Genomic DNA, 17501 nt, shown 5'->3' on the forward strand with positions numbered 1-17501 from the left:
CAGGCAGATATGCTTATTTTACGGATATTTTCATTTTCAGACGGCCTTTGATACTGCGTTGCAGTTGCGGTAGAAGGCAATCAGACCGTTGGTGGAGCTGTCGTGTGCCGGCGTGCCGCGTTCGAGTTCGGGCTCGATGGTTTTGGCCAGTTCTTTACCGTATTCCACGCCCCATTGGTCGAAGGGGTTGATACGCCAAATCACGCCCTGAACAAAGGTGCGATGTTCGTAGGCTGCCATCAGCATGCCGAGGTTGAAAGGTGTCAGGCTGTCGATGAGCAGGCTGTTGCTCGGACGGTTGCCGGGGAATTCTTTTTGCGGTGCAAGGCGGTCGCGTTCATCTTGGGACAGGGCGGCCAATTCGACTTGTACTTCGTCTAAGGTCTTGCCTTTCATCAGCGCTTCGGCTTGTGCGAAGGCGTTGGCAACGGTAAAGCGGTGTTGGCGGTGGTTGCCGTAGATTGTGGTCATGGGGACGATAAAGTCGACGGGAATCAGACGCGTGCCTTGGTGCAGAAGCTGGAAGTAGGCATGTTGGCAGTTGACACCTTCATCACCAAAGACAATGCCGCCGGTAGTGCAGGAAACGGGTTGGCCGTCTGAAGTACGCTGTTTGCCGAGGCTTTCCATATCGAGCTGGTTGAGCCATGGGGTAAAGAGGCGCATGTTGTGGCTGTATGGGACAACGGTTTGGCCGTCTGAATGTTGGAAGTTGTTGTACCAAACATTGATGAGCGCCATCAGAACGGGAATGTTGCGGCGGAATGGTGTTTCGAAGAAATGGGTATCCATCGCGTGTGCACCGGCCAGCATTTTGCGGAATGCTTTTTCGCCGACGGCAACCATCAGCGGCAGGCCGATAGGCGACCAGACGGAATAGCGTCCGCCGACCCAGTCGGACATGGCGAAGACTTTGTCGGGGGAAATGCCGAAGTTTTGGGCAGCGGCCACATCGGCGGAAATGGCGCAGAAGTGGCGGTAGATGCCAGAATCAGGCAAACCTGCATCGCGGTACCAAGTACGCGCTGCATAGGCATTGAGCAGGGTTTCCGGTGTGCGGAACGATTTGCTGGCAATGCTGAATACGGTGGTCTCGGGATTGAGGCCGAGAAGGGTTTGGGTCAGGTCTGCATCATCGGAGTTGCTGACAAAGTGGACGCGGATGTTTTGCCAATAGGGTTGCAGCGCCTGTGTGGCCATGCGCGGGCCTAAATCGGAGCCGCCGATACCGATGTGAACCAAGTCGGTAATGGGTTTGCCGGTAATGCCTGCGTGGGTGCCGTCTAGGAGTTGGCGTGCGAATTCGAGGGTGCGGTTGAGTTCATGATGAACATTGGGCACGATGTTTTCGCCGTCAACGTAAACAGGTTTGGCATTGGCCGGCAGGCGCAGGGCGGTGTGGAGGACGGCGCGGTGTTCGCTGGTGTTGATTTTTTCGCCGTTGATCATGGCCTGCATATATTGTGGCAAATCGGCTGCTTCGGCCAGTTTACACAATAAATCAAGGGTGTTTTCATCTAGACGGTTCTTACTGTAATCAAATAACAAACCGTGCAGAATTTCGTGCATATTATTGAAACGTTCGGCATCTGCGGCGAAGCGTTCGCGCAGGGTAACGTGTTGAGTAGCGGCATGATGGGCTTCCAAGGCCTGCCATGCGTCTGAGTATGCGGTCATCTCGTTTCCTTAGTATGTAACGGTAAAATAAGCAGGATAGATAGGTATTTCCTGCTTTTTTGTAGTGGCTTGTAGTTTAACAAATTTGGACAGATTTTGGGAGATGGTAGGGTCGGTTTTGTTTAAGAAATGTATGCAAAATGCAATAGAAACGGTTGATTATCATCAAGTTTCTGTAAAAAAGGGGGTATGACACCGATGTCTGCTGTGTTATCCTATGTAACATTATTGAAATCCTGTCGGGGCGGGTTCGTAATATGGCTACAATTTATGATGTCGCTGCTTATGCCGGGGTGTCTCCCAAGACGGTCAGCCGGGTAATTAACGGCGATGCGCCGGTCAGTGATAAAACCCGTTCCAAAGTAGAAACAGCGATTGCCGCTTTGGGCTATATCCCGTCTTCTGCGGCGCGGATTATGCGGTCCCACCGTTCTGGCTTGGTCGGCCTGATTACCGGCGCCATTTCGCGGACGGGCGAGAATACGGGCGGACACGGCATTCCGGATATGTTCTTGATTAAGGGCATTCAGCAGCAGATTCGCACACAAGGCAAGATTTTGATGATTGCCGACATCGACAACAAGCCGGGTCAGCCCGGTCAGATGGAGCCGCTGATCCGTACCTTTATGGAACACCGTGCCGAGGGGATTTTATATGTGGCCGGTTTCCATCAGGAAGTATTGCTGCCGGAAGTGCCCAACCGTTGTCCGATGGTGTTGGTCAACTGTTTTGATTTGGCAGGTACGCCGTCAGTTTTGCCGGACGATGAAGCAGGGCAGTATGGCTTGGTGCGCCGGATTATCCAAAGCGGACACAAACGGATTGCTTATGTGACTTTGCAGCCGGGCGTAGAAGCAACGAGATTGAGATTGGCCGGATACCGCCATGCTTTGGCTGATGCGGATATTGTCTTCGATCCTGATTTGGTGCAAACTGGTTATCCTGACTTCAGCAATGACAGCGGATCTTTGATTTCGGCTATTTTGAAACTGTTGTCTTTGCCGCTTCCGCCGACGGTAATTTGCTGTGGTAACGATGAAATGGCAGTACGCGTGTACGGGATTTTGAGGACACGCGGCGTGCGGGTTCCCGAGCAAGTTTCGGTTGCCGGCTATGATAACCACAGCGCGATTGCGGAGACGCTGTTTCCGCCGTTGACCAGTACAGAATTGCCGTATCTGCGCATGGGCGCGATGGCGGCTGATTTGCTGTTTCAACACATTGAACACCAGGCCGGTGCGGTTCAGCCAGTCAAGGTCGTTGGGGAAATCATCTGGCGTCAGTCTGTGATTAATAAATAGTTTCAGACGGCCTGAAAATAATAAGCTTTAAACAACACAAACACACATCAAAATAAGATTCATGTGAACGGTTAAAATAAAGGCCGTCTGAAAACGGAGTTGCCTCAGTAAAAAGGCAGCCCAAATACAATAAAAGCGTCATACCGCTGAAATTGGAGTTTGTTGTTTCCATAGTTTATTACCCAGGAGTAGCCTTCCTATGAAAATCTCCCCACAAGTGGCGATGACACTTCGCCAGATTATGCTGATGAACTTCGGTTTCTTCGGTATTCAATATAGCTTCGGGTTGCAGCAAACTGCGATTAACCCGATTTTCAGTTTTCTTCATGCCGACCCGAGCCAATTGCCAATTTTGAATATGGCAGGTCCGATTACCGGTTTGCTGGTACAGCCGATGATTGGTGCGATGAGTGACCGCACTTGGGTGCCGGGATTGGGCCGCCGCCGTCCGTATTTCTTGATCGGCGCCATCGGTTGCAGCCTCTGCCTCTTTATTTATCCGCACGTTACCGCCTTGTGGGTGGCCGTATTGCTGCTGTGGCTCTTGGACATCAGCAACAACACGGCAATGGAACCTTTCCGTGCCTTTATTGCCGATACCGTTCCTGAACACCAGCAATCCACCGGTTTCTTGATGCAGTCCGTGTTTACCGGTTTGGGTATTACCCTGGCCAACGTTTCCCTCTATATCTTCCAACAAATCGGCTGGTTGCAACAAACTTCCGAAGCGGGCATTCCGTATTGGGTATTCGGTTCGTTTTATATTGGTGCGGTCTGCTCCATCGGTTCGGTTTTGATTACCGTTTTATCAACGGCCGAACGTGAGCCCAGCCCTGAAGAAATGGCGGCCATTAAAGCCCAGCCGAGCGGTCCGGCCCATGCTGTTAAAGATATTGTCGTTGCCGTCCGCGAAATGCCGACTGCCCTGTGGCAACTGGCCTTGGTGTATCTCTTCCAATGGTACGCGCTCTTCATCTACTGGCAATATATTTCCCACAGTATCGTCCAATCCGTTTGGGATTCGACTGTTGAAAATACCGAAGCGTATAGCCAAGCGGTTGCATGGACCGGCCTGGTAAACGGTTTCTACAACGTGGTAACCTTTATCTCCGCTTTCGGCCTGATGTGGATGGCGCGCAAATACGCTGCCAAATATGTTCACGCCTTTGCCGTTACCCTTGCTGCGCTGGCTTTGCTCACCATTCCGCACATCAGCAACAAATACCTGATGTTTGCGCCGATGATTGGTTTCGGTGTCGGTTGGGCAAGTATGATGGGCGTGCCGTTTATGATTGTGGTCGGCTCTATCCCTAAAGAACGTTACGGCGTGTACATGGGTATTGTGAACATGATGATTGTGATTCCAATGCTGATTGAAACCGTATCTTTCGGCTGGGTGTACAGAACTTTCTTGGGTTCAAACCCTGCCAACGCGATGACTTTTGCTGGTGTTTTCCTTGCCATTGCCGCAGCGGTGACCTTAACCATTAAAACTGCGGCCAAACCGGCTACTGCAGAATAACGAAGTTTTGATTTAAAACCAAAATGAAAAGGCCGTCTGAAACATGAAATGGTTTCAGACGGCCTTTTTTGTCGAAACAGATTTCATTTGCTGACCTGATTCGGGAAGCCTTATTGTTGCTGCGCTACCGTTCATCACTCAAATTGGCTATGACTACCGATTTTGCTTTACAATATCCTCTTTAATTTATTTCGTTTTACCATCCTGATGACAGAACACATTTCCGCTCCAAGCCCATCTCCTATCGGCGAAGACTACCTGCTGTTAGGTCAATACGCCGAACGCGCCTATCTCGAATACGCCATGAGCGTGGTCAAAGGTCGCGCGCTGCCTGAAGTTTCAGACGGCCAAAAGCCTGTACAACGGCGTATTTTGTTTGCCATGCGCGATATGGGTTTGACAGCGGGGGCAAAGCCGGTGAAATCGGCGCGCGTGGTCGGCGAGATTTTGGGTAAATACCACCCGCACGGCGACAGTTCTGCCTATGAAGCGATGGTCCGCATGGCGCAGGATTTTACCTTGCGCTATCCCTTAATCGACGGCATCGGCAACTTCGGCTCACGCGACGGCGATGGGGCGGCGGCGATGCGTTACACTGAAGCGCGACTGACGCCGATTGCGGAATTGCTGTTGTCCGAAATCAATCAGGGGACGGTAGATTTTGTGCCGAACTACGACGGCGCGTTTGACGAGCCGCTGCACCTTCCCGCCCGCTTGCCTATGGTCTTGCTCAACGGCGCGTCAGGCATTGCGGTGGGTATGGCGACCGAAATCCCATCACACAATTTAAACGAAGTCACACAGGCGGCGATTGCGTTATTGAAGAAACCGACGCTGGAAACTGCCGACCTGATGCAATATATTCCCGCCCCTGACTTTGCCGGCGGCGGTCAAATCATCACTCCGGCGGACGAATTGCGTCGGATTTACGAAACCGGCAAGGGCAGCGTGCGCGTGCGTGCGCGTTATGAAATCGAGAAGCTGGCGCGCGGACAATGGCGCGTGATTGTGACCGAGCTGCCGCCGAACGCCAATTCCGCCAAAATCCTTGCCGAAATCGAAGAGCAAACCAACCCGAAACCGAAAGCGGGCAAAAAGCAGCTTAACCAAGACCAGCTCAACACCAAAAAGCTGATGCTGGATTTAATCGACCGCGTGCGCGACGAGTCCGATGGCGAACATCCCGTGCGCCTTGTGTTCGAGCCAAAATCCAGCCGCATCGATACGGATACCTTCATCAACACGCTGATGGCGCAGACTTCGCTGGAAGGTAATGTGTCCATGAACTTGGTGATGATGGGTTTGGACAACCGCCCTGCGCAGAAAAACCTGAAAACGATTTTGCAGGAATGGCTGGATTTCCGCGTCGTGACCGTAACACGTCGTCTGAAATTCCGTTTGAACCAAGTGGAAAAACGGCTGCACATCCTCGAAGGCCGTCTGAAAGTCTTTCTGCACATTGATGAAGTGATTAAAGTCATCCGCGAATCAGACGACCCGAAAGCTGATTTGATGGCGGCGTTCGGGCTGACCGAAATCCAAGCGGAAGACATTTTGGAAATCCGCCTGCGCCAGTTGGCGCGTTTGGAAGGGTTCAAACTCGAAAAAGAATTGAACGAATTGCGAGAAGAACAAGGCCGTCTGAATATCCTTTTGGGCGACAAAAATGAAAAACGCAAGCTGATCATCAAAGAGATGCAGGCGGACATGAAGCAGTTTGGCGATGCGCGCCGCACGCTGGTGGAAGAAGCCGGACGTGCCGTGTTGACGCAGACTACCGCCGATGAGCCGATCACGCTGATTCTGTCAGAAAAAGGCTGGATACGCAGCCGTGCCGGACACAACCTTGATTTGAGCCAGACCGCGTTCAAAGAAGGCGACCGCCTCAAACAAACCCTTGAAGGCCGCACCGTTTTGCCTGTCGTCATCTTGGATTCATTGGGCAGAACCTACACGCTCGATGCTGCCGAAATTCCCGGCGGACGCGGCGACGGCGTACCGGTTTCATCCTTAATCGAGCTACAAAACGGCGCGAAACCCGTCGCCATGCTTACCGGCCAGCCCGAACAGCATTACCTGCTCTCAGGCAGCGGCGGCTACGGCTTTATTACCAAGTTGGCCGATATGGTCGGACGCGTGAAAGCGGGTAAAGTGGTCATGACCGTGGACGGCGGCGAAACCGTCCTGCTGCCAGTTGCCGTCTATGCTTCTTCACTGATTAATCCTGACTGCAAAGTCGTACTGGCCAGCAGCGACCACCGTCTCTTGGCGTTTACCATCGGCGAGCTCAAAGTCATGCCTAAAGGCCGCGGTTTGCAGCTGATGTCGTTGGCTGACGGCGCATCTTTGGAACACATTATGGTGACGACCTCTCCTGAGTTTACTGTTGTATCGGTCGGCCGACGCGGTGCAGAACATCAGGAAAAACTGCGTATTGCCGATATTGACGGCAAACGCGGTAAAAAAGGCAAGGTATTGGAAATATCAGGCCGTCTGAAAAGTTTGTCCTGAAACAAGAACAAATATATCTAAATAAATTAAATTTATACGACATTGCATGATAATAAAAAAAGGTTCACTTATGAACAGAGCCAATCTTCAAGAACTGGGTAATCTGAGGGAGCGGATTCCCGGTGTAATCAACATTGCCCGAATAGCCATCGTCTTACCGCTTTTGGTTTTGCACGCTTTCGGCAGCTACACAGGCGGCAACCTAATTGGCGTTTCGTTGCCGGACATTGAGTTTTATATCTGGGTAACGCTGTATTTCTTCCTGATCATGCTCTCCGTGTTCCGCCCGGGCTGGCAGTGGCAGTCTTTGGATTTGCCCAATGCCAGCGCGGTGGTCGATATCACCATGATGATGGTTTTGGTGTACATCTCCGGCGGTACGGCTTCCGGTTTCGGGATTTTGGTTTTGCCGTTTGTTGCTACATCGTGTCTGCTCAGTTATGGCCATTACCCCATGCTGTACGCAGGTTATACGGCAATGTTGTTTATTTTGAACCTGTTTTTAGACGGCAGTATGCGTTTCGATTCGTTTAATTGGGACGCGAAATCAATGGTGAATTCTTTGATGCTGATCGGCGCAGGCTATCTGGTGGCGATGCTGACATCGTTTGCCGCCCGTTATCTGGAGCAGGCCACAGAGTCCGCCAGCCGCCATCAACTGGCCTACCGCCGTATCAGCGGCTTGAACCATTTGGTTTTGAACCGCGTACAGGAAGCGGTGGTGGTGATTGATGCGACCCAGCGCGTGTGGCTGTTTAACAAGCAGGCAAAAATCTATTTCCCCAGTCTGATTATCGATCAGCAGGAAATCGTGTTTGGCGAACTGGTGGCACGCTGGCAGCGCCAACCCGACAAACCTTTTGAAACCGATATCCATATTTTCCAACACGCCATGCACGTCCGTGCCGTTCCATTGATTCAGGAGCAAACCGAGCTACTGATGCTGTACGTCCGCTCATTGCGTGAAGTGGCTGCGGAGGCCATGTCCACCAAGCTGACTTCGCTCGGACAGTTGACTGCCAACCTTGCCCACGAAATCCGCAACCCGATGTCGGCCATCCGTCATGCCAGCGATTTGTTGCAAGAGGGCGATGAGGCAGACCCGCTCAAGGCCAAGCTCTACAACATTATCGACAGCAATATCCAACGCATCGACAAGATGTTGGAAGACGTATCCCTGATTAACAAACGCGACAACATCAGCCGCCAGCCGGTCAATCTGATGAAATTTTGGTTGGAATTCAAGCAGGAATTTACCTTGAATAATCCCGATGCCATCGGCTGTTTGCGCATGAATATGGACGGCAACAACCTGACCGTATTGGTCGATCCCATGCATTTGCAGCAAGTGATGTGGAACTTGTGCAACAATGCGTGGCGACACAGCCGTCAGGACGAAAACTCCATTACCGTCCTTATCCGTTCAAGCGGCAGGATGCATATTTCCATCGTAGTAGCGGACAACGGCAAAGGCGTGCCGCCCGATGTACGAAATCATTTGTTCGAGCCGTTTTATACCACCGAAAAACAAGGCACCGGCTTGGGACTTTACGTCGCACGCGAGTTGGCGCACGCCAATATGGGGCAGCTGCATTATCACCCTGAAATGAACGGGTTTGAATTGATTTTACCGAAGGAGCAAGCGCAGGATGAATAAATTGCAAGAGCCGGTTTTGGTTGTCGATGACGAGGCAGACATCCGCGACCTGATGGAAATGACCCTGATGAAAATGGGTCTGCGCGTCGATACTGCGGCTGGTGTTGAAGAAGCCAAAGACAAGCTGGACAACAATGATTATTCGCTGGTGTTGACCGATATGCGTATGCCCGACGGCTCCGGCCTCGAGGTGGTCCAATACATCGACGAGTTGATGCTCGACACGCCCGTCGCTGTGATTACGGCTTTCGGCAATGCCGACCAAGCCGTTGAAGCCTTGAAAGCAGGGGCGTTTGATTATCTGCAAAAACCGATTACGCTGTCGCAGTTGCGTTCATTGGTTAAATCGGCAGTGTCGGTTTCAGACAATACTGCCGAACCCACGCCGTCTGAAAAAGTCAAATCGCAGCCTGCGCCTGTTTCTGCCGCCCTGTATAAACCCGAACCTCAGCCGGCCAAGCCTGTCGTTACGCCTCCTAAGAGCGTACAGAGCGAATTTAACCGGCCTTTGACTGTTCCGGAAGGGCTCAATTCCTTAAAAGAGCGTTTTTCGGCCGGCAGCATCAATCCTGCTCTGCAACAAGAAGCACCTATATTGGAAGGCGAGGACGATATGCCGCGCCTGTTGGGTACCTCGCCGCAAATGGTCGAGGTACGCCACCTGATTCGCAGATTGGCCCACAGCCTTGTTCCTGTTTATATTTCCGGCGAGTCCGGTACGGGTAAAGAGCAGGCGGCGCGTACGATTCACGAGTTGTCCGACCGCGCCGACAAACCGTTTATTGCCGTCAACTGCGGTGCTATTCCTGAAAACCTGATGGAAAGCGAATTTTTCGGTTATAAAAAAGGCAGTTTTACCGGCGCGGATCAAGACCGTTTAGGTTTTTTCCAACATGCTGACGGCGGCACTTTGTTCCTTGATGAAGTTGCCGATTTGCCGCTTGCCATGCAGGTCAAACTCCTGCGCGCCATTCAAGAAAAAGCCGTGCGCCGTATCGGCGATGCGCGGGAAACCTCTGTGGACGTACGCATTATTTGTGCAACCCATAAAAACCTTGAAGCTTTGGTTGAAAGCGGTGCATTCCGTCAGGACTTGTATTACCGCCTCAACGTTGTCACCCTGCACATGCCGCCTTTGCGCGAAATGCGCGAAGACTTGGGCGCGCTGATTCTGTATCTGCTGTATAAACACCGTCACGGCAATCAAACCTACAAACTCAGCCCGAAAGCCCAAGAAGCTCTGTTGCATTACAGCTACCCCGGCAACTTCCGTGAGTTGGAAAATATCCTCGAACGCGCCGTCGCACTGACGGTAGGCCAAGTGAGTGATACAAGTGGACGACTTGCAGATTCAAAATGCTCCGCAGGTTAAGGCAGAACGCAGCGGCTTCTCTTTTGACGATATTGCCGAACCCGACGCACGCGAAACTACGCTCAATCACAGCCCCATTCCGCCGTTTGATCCGCGTACCATGCAGATACAGGATTACCTCGACCAAGTGGAACGCAGCATCATCGAGCAGGCTTTGCAGCAAACCCGTTACAACCGTACCCAAGCCGCCAAACTTTTGGGCATCAGCTTCCGCTCTATGCGCTACCGCATGGAACGCTTGGACATCAATTAAAACGTTCAGACGGCCTGAGTTTTCAAGGCCGTCTGAAACATAAGCCTTATGTACAAGATTTATTTTGACGAAACCGCACCCGCCGAACTTCGCAGCCTTGCCGAGCCGTTCGGGTTGACCGTTATCGACCGGCAGCCTGAAGAAGGCAGTTTCCTTATCGCTGACGAAAGCGGCATCAGTTTGTGCCGCGCCGGTGAAAAAGGCCGTGTCCGCGTTGATTTTGATGGCGGTACCGCCCATTACCGGCGCACTAAAGGTGGAGGCGAGTTGATTGCCAAAGCCGTCAACCACACTGTACAACCGACTGTCTGGGACGCTACCGGCGGACTGGGGCGCGACAGTTTTGTGCTTGCTTCGTTGGGCTTGAATGTACAAACTTTTGAACAAAATCCTGCTGTCGCCTGTCTACTTTCAGACGGCCTCAACAGGGCAGGGCAAAGTGAAGAGACACGGGAGATTGCCCAACGAATTATTTTGCACTTCGGCAATGCCGTTGATTTGATGCAGAAATTGGCTACTCAAAACGGCAGACCCGATGTGGTGTACCTCGACCCGATGTATCCGGAGCGTCGCAAAACCGCCGCCGTGAAAAAAGAAATGGCTTACTTTCACGACTTGGTCGGCGCGGCACAAGACGAAGCCGAGTTGTTGGACGCAGCGTTGAATACCGCCAAAAAACGCATTGTCGTCAAACGCCCGCGCTTGGGTGAATTTCTCGATAGGCGCAAACCTGCTTATCAATACACAGGCAAAAGCACGCGTTTTGACGTTTACCTTCCGGCAAGGCCGTCTGAAGACTAAAAGCAAACTTGCAACATATCAAAAGAAACCGCCGGCGTTATCAGCGCGGCGGCAAAGTGTGATATAAATACCCTTTCCCAAACTTCATTGGAGCAAACTATCATGGAATTAGTATTCATCCGTCACGGACAAAGCGAATGGAACGCGAAAAACCTTTTCACCGGCTGGCGCGACGTTAAGCTGAGCGAGCAAGGTTTGGCAGAAGCTGCAGCAGCGGGTAAAAAGCTGAAAGAGAAGGGCTACGAGTTTGACATCGCCTTTACCTCCGTTCTGACCCGTGCCATCAAAACCTGTAACATCGTTTTGGAAGAATCTGATCAACTGTTTGTTCCACAAATCAAATCATGGCGTTTGAACGAGCGCCACTACGGCCAGCTGCAAGGTATGGATAAAAAACAAACCGCAGAAAAATACGGCGACGAGCAAGTCCACATCTGGCGCCGCAGCTACGACACCCTGCCTCCGCTACTTGATCCTAAAGACCCTCACTCCGCCCACAACGACCGCCGCTACGCCAACCTGCCTAGCGATGTCGTACCTGATGGCGAAAACCTCAAAGTTACCCTCGAGCGCGTCCTGCCTTTCTGGGAAGACCAAATCGCTCCGGCCATCTTGAGCGGCAAACGTGTATTGGTTGCGGCACACGGCAACTCCCTGCGTGCGTTGGCCAAACACATCGAAGGCATTTCCGATGAAGACATCATGGGCTTGGAAATCCCAACCGGTCAGCCGCTGGTGTACAAATTGGATGAAAACCTGAAAGTAATTGAAAAATTCTACCTGTAAGGTAAAGGGAAAAAAGGACGTGTTGGACACGTCCTTTTTTATATTTTTCTGTATCGAGACCGTCTGAAAGTACTTGATGGCGGTCGGTATGAAAAAAGGACGCGTAAAGCGTCCTTTATGGAGATTAAACCCTGTATTACTGGTTTTTTTCGATGATTTCTTTGAGGTGAGGCATAGGGCTGTAACCACTTTGGCTGCGGCCGTTAGGAAAGACCAGGGTCGGCGTGCCGTTGAAGCCGAATTGTTCGCCCAATGAAGTGGTTTCCGCAACAGGGTTTTCGCAGTTTGTTTTGCCGCTTGGGAGTTTGCCTTTGCGCATCCAGTCGGTCCATGCTTGGGTCGGATTAGGTTGGCACCACAACAACTCGGCTTTGCGCGCGGCATCAGGGTGCAGGCTTGGAATCGGCATCATGAAGGTATAAATCGTGATGTCGGTCATTTTTTCAAACTCATGCTCCAAGCGTTTGCAGTACGGGCAGTCCGGATCGGAGAAAACAGCGACTTTCAGTTTGCCGTTGCCGCGCACTTCTTTGATGGCTTTGTCCAAAGGCAGCGAAGCGAAGTCGATTTTGTTCAAATCGGCGGCGCGTTCTTCAGTCAGGCTTTGGCGCGTGTTGACGTTGATGAGGTCGCCAACGAGCATATAGTCGCCTTTGGCATCGGTATAGATGATTTGTTTGCCGCTGACGACAACTTCATAAATGCCTTTAATCGGTGTTTCACTGACGCTCAAAACTTTCAAATCTTGGGCGGCATAGACTTTTTCTAAACGCGCTTTCAAAGAAGCGGCAACGGATTTGTCGGCAGGCGCTTCCGCTTTGGCGGCCGGAGCAGGTGCCGCGTTGGCGTTGGATACGGCAGGTTGACCGCATGCCAACAAAGGAAGGACGGCAAACGGTGTTAAGATTTTGATTAACTTGGTTTTCATGCGAGAGACTTGCGTGTGTTGAAAATAGGGCATTGTATCAAACCTCTGTCATGCCTGCATTGTATTGAGGCTCAAATTATCGTCTGAAAATAGCTTTCGGCTGTTAAAATACGAAAAAATAATTTGATTGTTTGTATGTTCTACCACCGTATTGCCGTAAACGTGCCGCTTTCAGACGGCCTTTTGACTTATTCCCATTCCAAGCCGCTTCCTCCGGGAACGCGGGTGCTTGTGCCTTTTCGCAATAAAACCGTTGTCGGGATTGTGTGGGAAACGGATATTGCGCCCGATATGGATACGGCGCGAATTTTGAGTGTTCAGACGGCCTTTATGGAAGAAAAGCCGTTGCCTCAAAGCTGGCGTGATTTGTTGGCGTTTACGTCGCGTTATTACCACTATCCGACCGGGCAGGCAGTGTTTGCCGCGCTGCCGCAGGGTTTGAAGGAAACGCGAGCGGTGGAAATGCCGCAGCCGCCGCTGTTTTACGCGCTGAACGAAGCGGGCAGGGCGCAAACGCCGCCGCCGACTCGGTTCAACAAAAAAGCGGCTTTGTGGGACGCGCTGCTGTCGGGCGGGATGACGATGGCGGCGTTGAAGCAGGTGAACGCGCAGGCGGCGAAATTAATCGAAGAATGGGCGGAGCAGGGTTGGATTGAAACGACGGAAGCGGCGAAACCTGTATTGAGGTCGTACCACGGGCAGGCTTCGCACTCTGAATTTGTATTAAATGCTGACCAGCAGAAGGCTTCCGATGAAATTCAGACGGCCTTCGGTAAATTTCAGCCGTTTTTGCTGTACGGCATTACCGGCAGCGGCAAGACCGAGGTGTATTTTGATGCGATGGCGAAAGTGTTGGCGCAGGGGCGGCAGGTGTTGTTTCTGTTGCCCGAAATCAACCTCACGCCGCAGCTTTTGAAGCGGGTGGAAAACCGTTTTGCCGACGTACCGACCGCCGTGTTGCACAGCCAGATGGCGGCAGGCAAGCGCACGCAGGATTATCTGCGCGCCATGTTGGGGCAGGCGAAGCTGGTCATCGGCACGCGGCTGGCGGTGTTCACGCCTTTGCCTGATGTCGGGCTGATTGTGGTCGATGAGGAACACGACGGCTCGTTCAAACAGGACAACGAATTGCGCTACCACGCCCGCGATTTGGCGGTGTGGCGGGCGAAGCAGAGCGGCTGCCCCATCATATTGGGCAGCGCCACGCCTAGCCTAGAGAGCTGGCACAAGGCGCAAAGCGGCGCGTACCGCCTGCTGCAACTGACCGAGCGCGCCCATGCTTCCGCGCAACTGCCGCAAGTAGAAATTCTCAACGTAGGCCGTCTGAAACTAGACAATGGCTTCTCGCCGCAAGCCTTACAGCTTTTGAAACAGAACTTTGAAGCGGACGGCATGTCGCTGGTGTACCTCAACCGTCGCGGCTTCGCGCCCGCGCTGTTTTGCGGCGACTGCGGCCATACCTTCGGCTGCCCGAACTGCTCCGCCAAAATGGTGCTGCACCAACGCGCCCGCCAACTGCGCTGCCACCACTGCGACCACCGCGAACCCATCCCGTTCAAATGCCCCGACTGCGGCAACCAAGACCTGACCGCCGTCGGACACGGCACGCAGCGCGTCGAAGAAACCCTACGTGCATTCCTGCCGAAAGCAACCGTCGTCCGCGTCGATAGGGACAGCACGGCGCACAAAAACGACTGGGCGGATTTGTACCGCCGCATCGCAGCCAACGAAATCGATATTCTGGTCGGTACGCAGATGCTCGCCAAAGGCCATGATTTCGCGCGGCTCAACCTCGTTATCGTGTTAAATGCCGACGGCAGCCTGTACAGCGCGGACTTTCGCGCGCCGGAAAGGCTGTTCGCTGAGCTGATGCAAGTGTCCGGCAGGGCGGGGCGCGCTGACAAACCTGGCAAGGTGTTGATACAGACCCAACTGCCCGAACATCCCGTCTTCGCCGCCGTCAAAGCGCAGGACTACGCTGTGTTTGCCGAAAACGAATTGAACGAGCGGCAAATGTTCGCCATGCCGCCCTTCGGTTTTCAGACGGCCGTCCGTGCCGATGCGCCGCGTATTGCCGATGCGATGGAATTTCTCAATGCCGCCAAAGAAACCATTGCTCCGCTTTTGCCCGAAAGCGTCTCCCAGTTTGGTGCCGCTCCGATGCTGATGGTGCGCCTTGCCGAACGCGAACGTGCGCAAGTTTTCCTCGAATCGACATCTCGACAAGATTTGCATCGCGCCGTGAGTTTGTGGGTGCAGGTGTTGCAGCAAAACAGGGACGGCAAAATCCGATGGTCGGTGGACGTTGATGTGCAAGAGGCTTGATTGAAATGATTCAATCAATATAGAAATAAAAGGCCGTCTGAAAATCTGTTTTTCAGACGGCCTTAAGTTTTGGAATCAGTTTAGAAGAATTTTGCAGCGATATAGCCGAGTGCAAGCAGGCTCAAAACGGCGAATACAATAGCCATTGTAAGCAGAAACTGTGTTTTCTTCCTCGCTGCAAGTGCGGCCAGCTCAGGATTTTGGCCTAACTCTTCGCGTAATTGGGATTCCAATTCGGCACGGATTTTTTTACGCAGTTTTTTCTCTTCCTGCTCACGTTCATATTTGAGCTTATGGGCAATTTCGGTTTGTTTTTTATGCTCGAAAGAGATTTTTTCCTGCCATTCAATGCGCTTGCGCTGGATGGCCAGCTCATTTTTCTCTGTCAAATCAAAGTGGCAGGTTTTGCATTCCTGTGCGTCTAATTCATCAATAATCGTCATGCAGACAGGGCATTGGATAGGGTCGGGAGCGTTGACTGCCAACACGGGTTCTTCTTCAACCGCTTCCAACTCCATAGCCTGACGGACGATCACGTCCAAACCCAAATAGCTGAAGTAATGCTGCGCATTTTCGCGCTCGTCTTGGGTGCATTTCTCGGCCACAATGGCTTGCGGACGCTCGGCCAAGGCCTGAATCAGGCTCTCGACTTCGTTTTCGGGCAGGTTGTCATACAGGCAGGCATGGATGCGCTCCCTATCCGTGTTCGGCGGATAGGAAACGTATACGTCGAAAAATTTTTCTTGTTTGCTCATTGATATCCCATGAGTATTTCGACTGCGTCAACCAAATGGGTTTAGCCTAAGGTTTTGTTATTGTGTTTGAGCTGTTCTGGCTTGTGATACGAGCCGGAACAGAGGCTGCAGTCTCAGGCAGACCAAGTACGGTTTGCCTTTGTGTCGTTAATCGGTTGGACAATAATTTTTTATTTATATGGAAATATGCATGTCCAATGTTATGTCTATTGTAGAGTAAATATTCACGCCCGATATTATTATTATAAGGTAAATCTGATATTGTTTAAAATAAATTCACGCAAAAGGCCGTCTGAAGATACAGACGGCCTGTTTTTTTGTGGCAAAAACGGATTGTTTATACGGAGAAGGACGAGCCGCAACCGCAAGTCGTTTCGGCATTCGGATTGCGGATGACGAATTGAGAGCCTTGCAGGCTTTCGGTGTAGTCGATTTCCGCACCAACCAGATATTGGTAGCTCATCGGGTCAACCAAGAACGTCAGGCCGTTTTTCTGGATTTCAAAATCGTCGTCGTTTTTGATTTCATCAAAGGTAAAACCATATTGGAAGCCGGAGCAACCACCGCCGTTGACGAATACGCGCAATTTCAAATCGGGATTGTTCTCTTCGGCAATCAGGTCGGCAACTTTGGTGCAGCAGCTGTCAGTAAAGATAATAGGGCTTTCGTCTGACATGATGTGATTCCTTTTATATGAATATTTTTACTATTGTCGCGCAAACCGTTAGCCAAGGCAAGTTTGTGCAGACAGGGTCTGCCAGCTTACATGGAGGGCATGGCAGAAATTTCAAGCACCAGTATGTCAGATTTAGATGCTTCTGCCAAACCATTCTACACGGCCGATGATGGCAACGTCGTCGGTCGGGTTTTTCAAGTCGATTTCAAAAGTAGGGTAGGCTTCGTTGGCAGAAATGACGTTGACGATGCCGCCGGGTATCAGTTGCAGGCGTTTGACCAAAAGGTTTTCGTTAAGGCGCAAAACATAGAGGCCGTCGCGCGGCGTGGTTTGGCCGTGGTTGATGAGGATGGTGTCGCCATCATTCAGTACACCTTCCATCGAGTCGCCTTTGACTGAGATAACGGAAAGGTTTTTGATGTCGCGCGTCACATAATTTTCAATCCAATAACGTCGGAACGCCATGGCGAACATTGGCTGTTCGTCGCCGACGAGCTGACCGTGTCCGGCCGCGGCCTGGATGTCGTAACGCGGCACAAAGACAAATTCGTCTATATCGACAGGGTTGCCCAGTGTGTCGGTTGCCGTGGCTTTTGGAGCTTCGAAATCGGGGAAGGGGGAGCCTTCTCCTGTCAAAAGCCAGTCTATGCTGCAGCCTTTAAGTTGTTTGATTTTTTTTAGCGTTTCCGATTTCGGCAGGCCGCCTTCGTTCCAGATACGGCTGAATCCGGCGATGGTCATATCAATATCGGCGGCAATTTTGGCTTGGCGGGCTTCATCTTTCCATAAGAAAGCCAGGCGGTCTTTAAAGGTATCCATGTTTATGCCTTTATGGAGGTATGTTTTTTATATGGTTTGGACGATTTGAGTGTATTTTACCTTAGTTTTTATAAAATTGTAAGAAAAAAATTACTCAATCTAAGAAAAAGTATTGCAT

Annotated in this window: 12 protein-coding genes and 1 pseudogene; 8 read left to right on the top strand and 5 right to left on the bottom strand. The window is 51.7% G+C overall.

Annotation, left to right across the window (positions count from 1 at the left end; translation table 11 throughout):
• Positions 1-36 precede the first annotated feature (36 nt).
• Complete coding sequence (gene pgi, locus DBY97_RS07000; RefSeq protein WP_107857917.1) at positions 37-1677, bottom strand: glucose-6-phosphate isomerase; 1641 nt, start codon at positions 1675-1677, stop codon at positions 37-39.
• A gap of 257 nt (positions 1678-1934) precedes the next feature.
• On the opposite strand from pgi, the gene DBY97_RS07005 reads away from it, so the two are divergent.
• From DBY97_RS07005 to DBY97_RS07035, 7 genes and pseudogenes are all read left to right on the top strand, one after another.
• A complete protein-coding gene (locus DBY97_RS07005) occupies positions 1935-2978 on the top strand; it encodes a LacI family DNA-binding transcriptional regulator (RefSeq protein WP_107857918.1) in 1044 nt (347 codons plus the stop codon).
• 199 nt (positions 2979-3177) lie between these two features.
• Positions 3178-4500, top strand: coding sequence for an MFS transporter (locus DBY97_RS07010; protein WP_004518845.1), 1323 nt, complete (start codon positions 3178-3180; stop codon positions 4498-4500).
• A gap of 207 nt (positions 4501-4707) precedes the next feature.
• Positions 4708-7011 carry a DNA topoisomerase IV subunit A gene (parC, locus tag DBY97_RS07015; RefSeq protein ID WP_107857957.1) on the top strand — a complete coding sequence of 768 codons (2304 nt, stop codon included), beginning with the start codon at positions 4708-4710 and terminating at the stop codon, positions 7009-7011.
• Between the two features lie 70 nt (positions 7012-7081).
• On the top strand, positions 7082-8668 hold the full coding sequence (locus tag DBY97_RS07020; RefSeq protein WP_107857919.1) for a two-component system sensor histidine kinase NtrB: 1587 nt from the start codon (positions 7082-7084) through the stop codon (positions 8666-8668).
• Positions 8661-10293 (top strand): annotated as a pseudogene (locus DBY97_RS07025) (sigma-54-dependent transcriptional regulator). The gene DBY97_RS07020 and the pseudogene DBY97_RS07025 overlap by 8 nt, the downstream one beginning before the upstream one ends.
• A gap of 48 nt (positions 10294-10341) precedes the next feature.
• Positions 10342-11094, top strand: coding sequence for a class I SAM-dependent methyltransferase (locus DBY97_RS07030; protein WP_107857920.1), 753 nt, complete (start codon positions 10342-10344; stop codon positions 11092-11094).
• Positions 11095-11196: 102 nt separating this feature from the next.
• On the top strand, positions 11197-11880 hold the full coding sequence (locus DBY97_RS07035) for a 2,3-diphosphoglycerate-dependent phosphoglycerate mutase (RefSeq protein WP_003679823.1): 684 nt from the start codon (positions 11197-11199) through the stop codon (positions 11878-11880).
• Positions 11881-12016: 136 nt separating this feature from the next.
• Here DBY97_RS07035 and DBY97_RS07040 read toward each other — a convergent pair whose 3' ends face one another.
• Positions 12017-12808 carry a DsbC family protein gene (locus tag DBY97_RS07040; RefSeq protein ID WP_107857958.1) on the bottom strand — a complete coding sequence of 264 codons (792 nt, stop codon included), beginning with the start codon at positions 12806-12808 and terminating at the stop codon, positions 12017-12019.
• Positions 12809-12943: 135 nt separating this feature from the next.
• Here DBY97_RS07040 and DBY97_RS07045 point away from each other — a divergent pair, with 135 nt between their 5' ends.
• Complete coding sequence (locus DBY97_RS07045) at positions 12944-15133, top strand: primosomal protein N' (protein ID WP_107857921.1); 2190 nt, start codon at positions 12944-12946, stop codon at positions 15131-15133.
• Positions 15134-15213: 80 nt separating this feature from the next.
• Here the strand turns inward: DBY97_RS07045 and DBY97_RS07050 are convergent, their stop codons facing one another.
• The 3 genes from DBY97_RS07050 to DBY97_RS07060 all read right to left on the bottom strand — a co-directional run bounded on the left by DBY97_RS07050 (position 15214) and on the right by DBY97_RS07060 (position 17383).
• Positions 15214-15888: a hypothetical protein gene (locus tag DBY97_RS07050; RefSeq protein ID WP_107857922.1), complete on the bottom strand. Its 675-nt coding sequence runs from the start codon at positions 15886-15888 to the stop codon at positions 15214-15216.
• A gap of 337 nt (positions 15889-16225) precedes the next feature.
• Positions 16226-16564, bottom strand: coding sequence for an iron-sulfur cluster insertion protein ErpA (erpA, locus tag DBY97_RS07055; protein WP_003680162.1), 339 nt, complete (start codon positions 16562-16564; stop codon positions 16226-16228).
• A gap of 132 nt (positions 16565-16696) precedes the next feature.
• Positions 16697-17383 carry a S24 family peptidase gene (locus DBY97_RS07060; RefSeq protein ID WP_107857923.1) on the bottom strand — a complete coding sequence of 229 codons (687 nt, stop codon included), beginning with the start codon at positions 17381-17383 and terminating at the stop codon, positions 16697-16699.
• Positions 17384-17501: the final 118 nt, after the last annotated feature.

The organism is Neisseria subflava (assembly GCF_003044645.1).
GTDB lineage: Bacteria > Pseudomonadota > Gammaproteobacteria > Burkholderiales > Neisseriaceae > Neisseria > Neisseria subflava_B.

Coding starts and splice junctions, on each gene's coding strand:
- pgi (WP_107857917.1), bottom strand. CDS start 1,677: ATGACCGCATACTCAGACGCATGGCAGGCCTTGGAAGCCCATCATGCC.
- DBY97_RS07005 (WP_107857918.1), top strand. CDS start 1,935: ATGGCTACAATTTATGATGTCGCTGCTTATGCCGGGGTGTCTCCCAAG.
- DBY97_RS07010 (WP_004518845.1), top strand. CDS start 3,178: ATGAAAATCTCCCCACAAGTGGCGATGACACTTCGCCAGATTATGCTG.
- parC (WP_107857957.1), top strand. CDS start 4,708: ATGACAGAACACATTTCCGCTCCAAGCCCATCTCCTATCGGCGAAGAC.
- DBY97_RS07020 (WP_107857919.1), top strand. CDS start 7,082: ATGAACAGAGCCAATCTTCAAGAACTGGGTAATCTGAGGGAGCGGATT.
- DBY97_RS07030 (WP_107857920.1), top strand. CDS start 10,342: ATGTACAAGATTTATTTTGACGAAACCGCACCCGCCGAACTTCGCAGC.
- DBY97_RS07035 (WP_003679823.1), top strand. CDS start 11,197: ATGGAATTAGTATTCATCCGTCACGGACAAAGCGAATGGAACGCGAAA.
- DBY97_RS07040 (WP_107857958.1), bottom strand. CDS start 12,808: ATGAAAACCAAGTTAATCAAAATCTTAACACCGTTTGCCGTCCTTCCT.
- DBY97_RS07045 (WP_107857921.1), top strand. CDS start 12,944: ATGTTCTACCACCGTATTGCCGTAAACGTGCCGCTTTCAGACGGCCTT.
- DBY97_RS07050 (WP_107857922.1), bottom strand. CDS start 15,888: ATGAGCAAACAAGAAAAATTTTTCGACGTATACGTTTCCTATCCGCCG.
- erpA (WP_003680162.1), bottom strand. CDS start 16,564: ATGTCAGACGAAAGCCCTATTATCTTTACTGACAGCTGCTGCACCAAA.
- DBY97_RS07060 (WP_107857923.1), bottom strand. CDS start 17,383: ATGGATACCTTTAAAGACCGCCTGGCTTTCTTATGGAAAGATGAAGCC.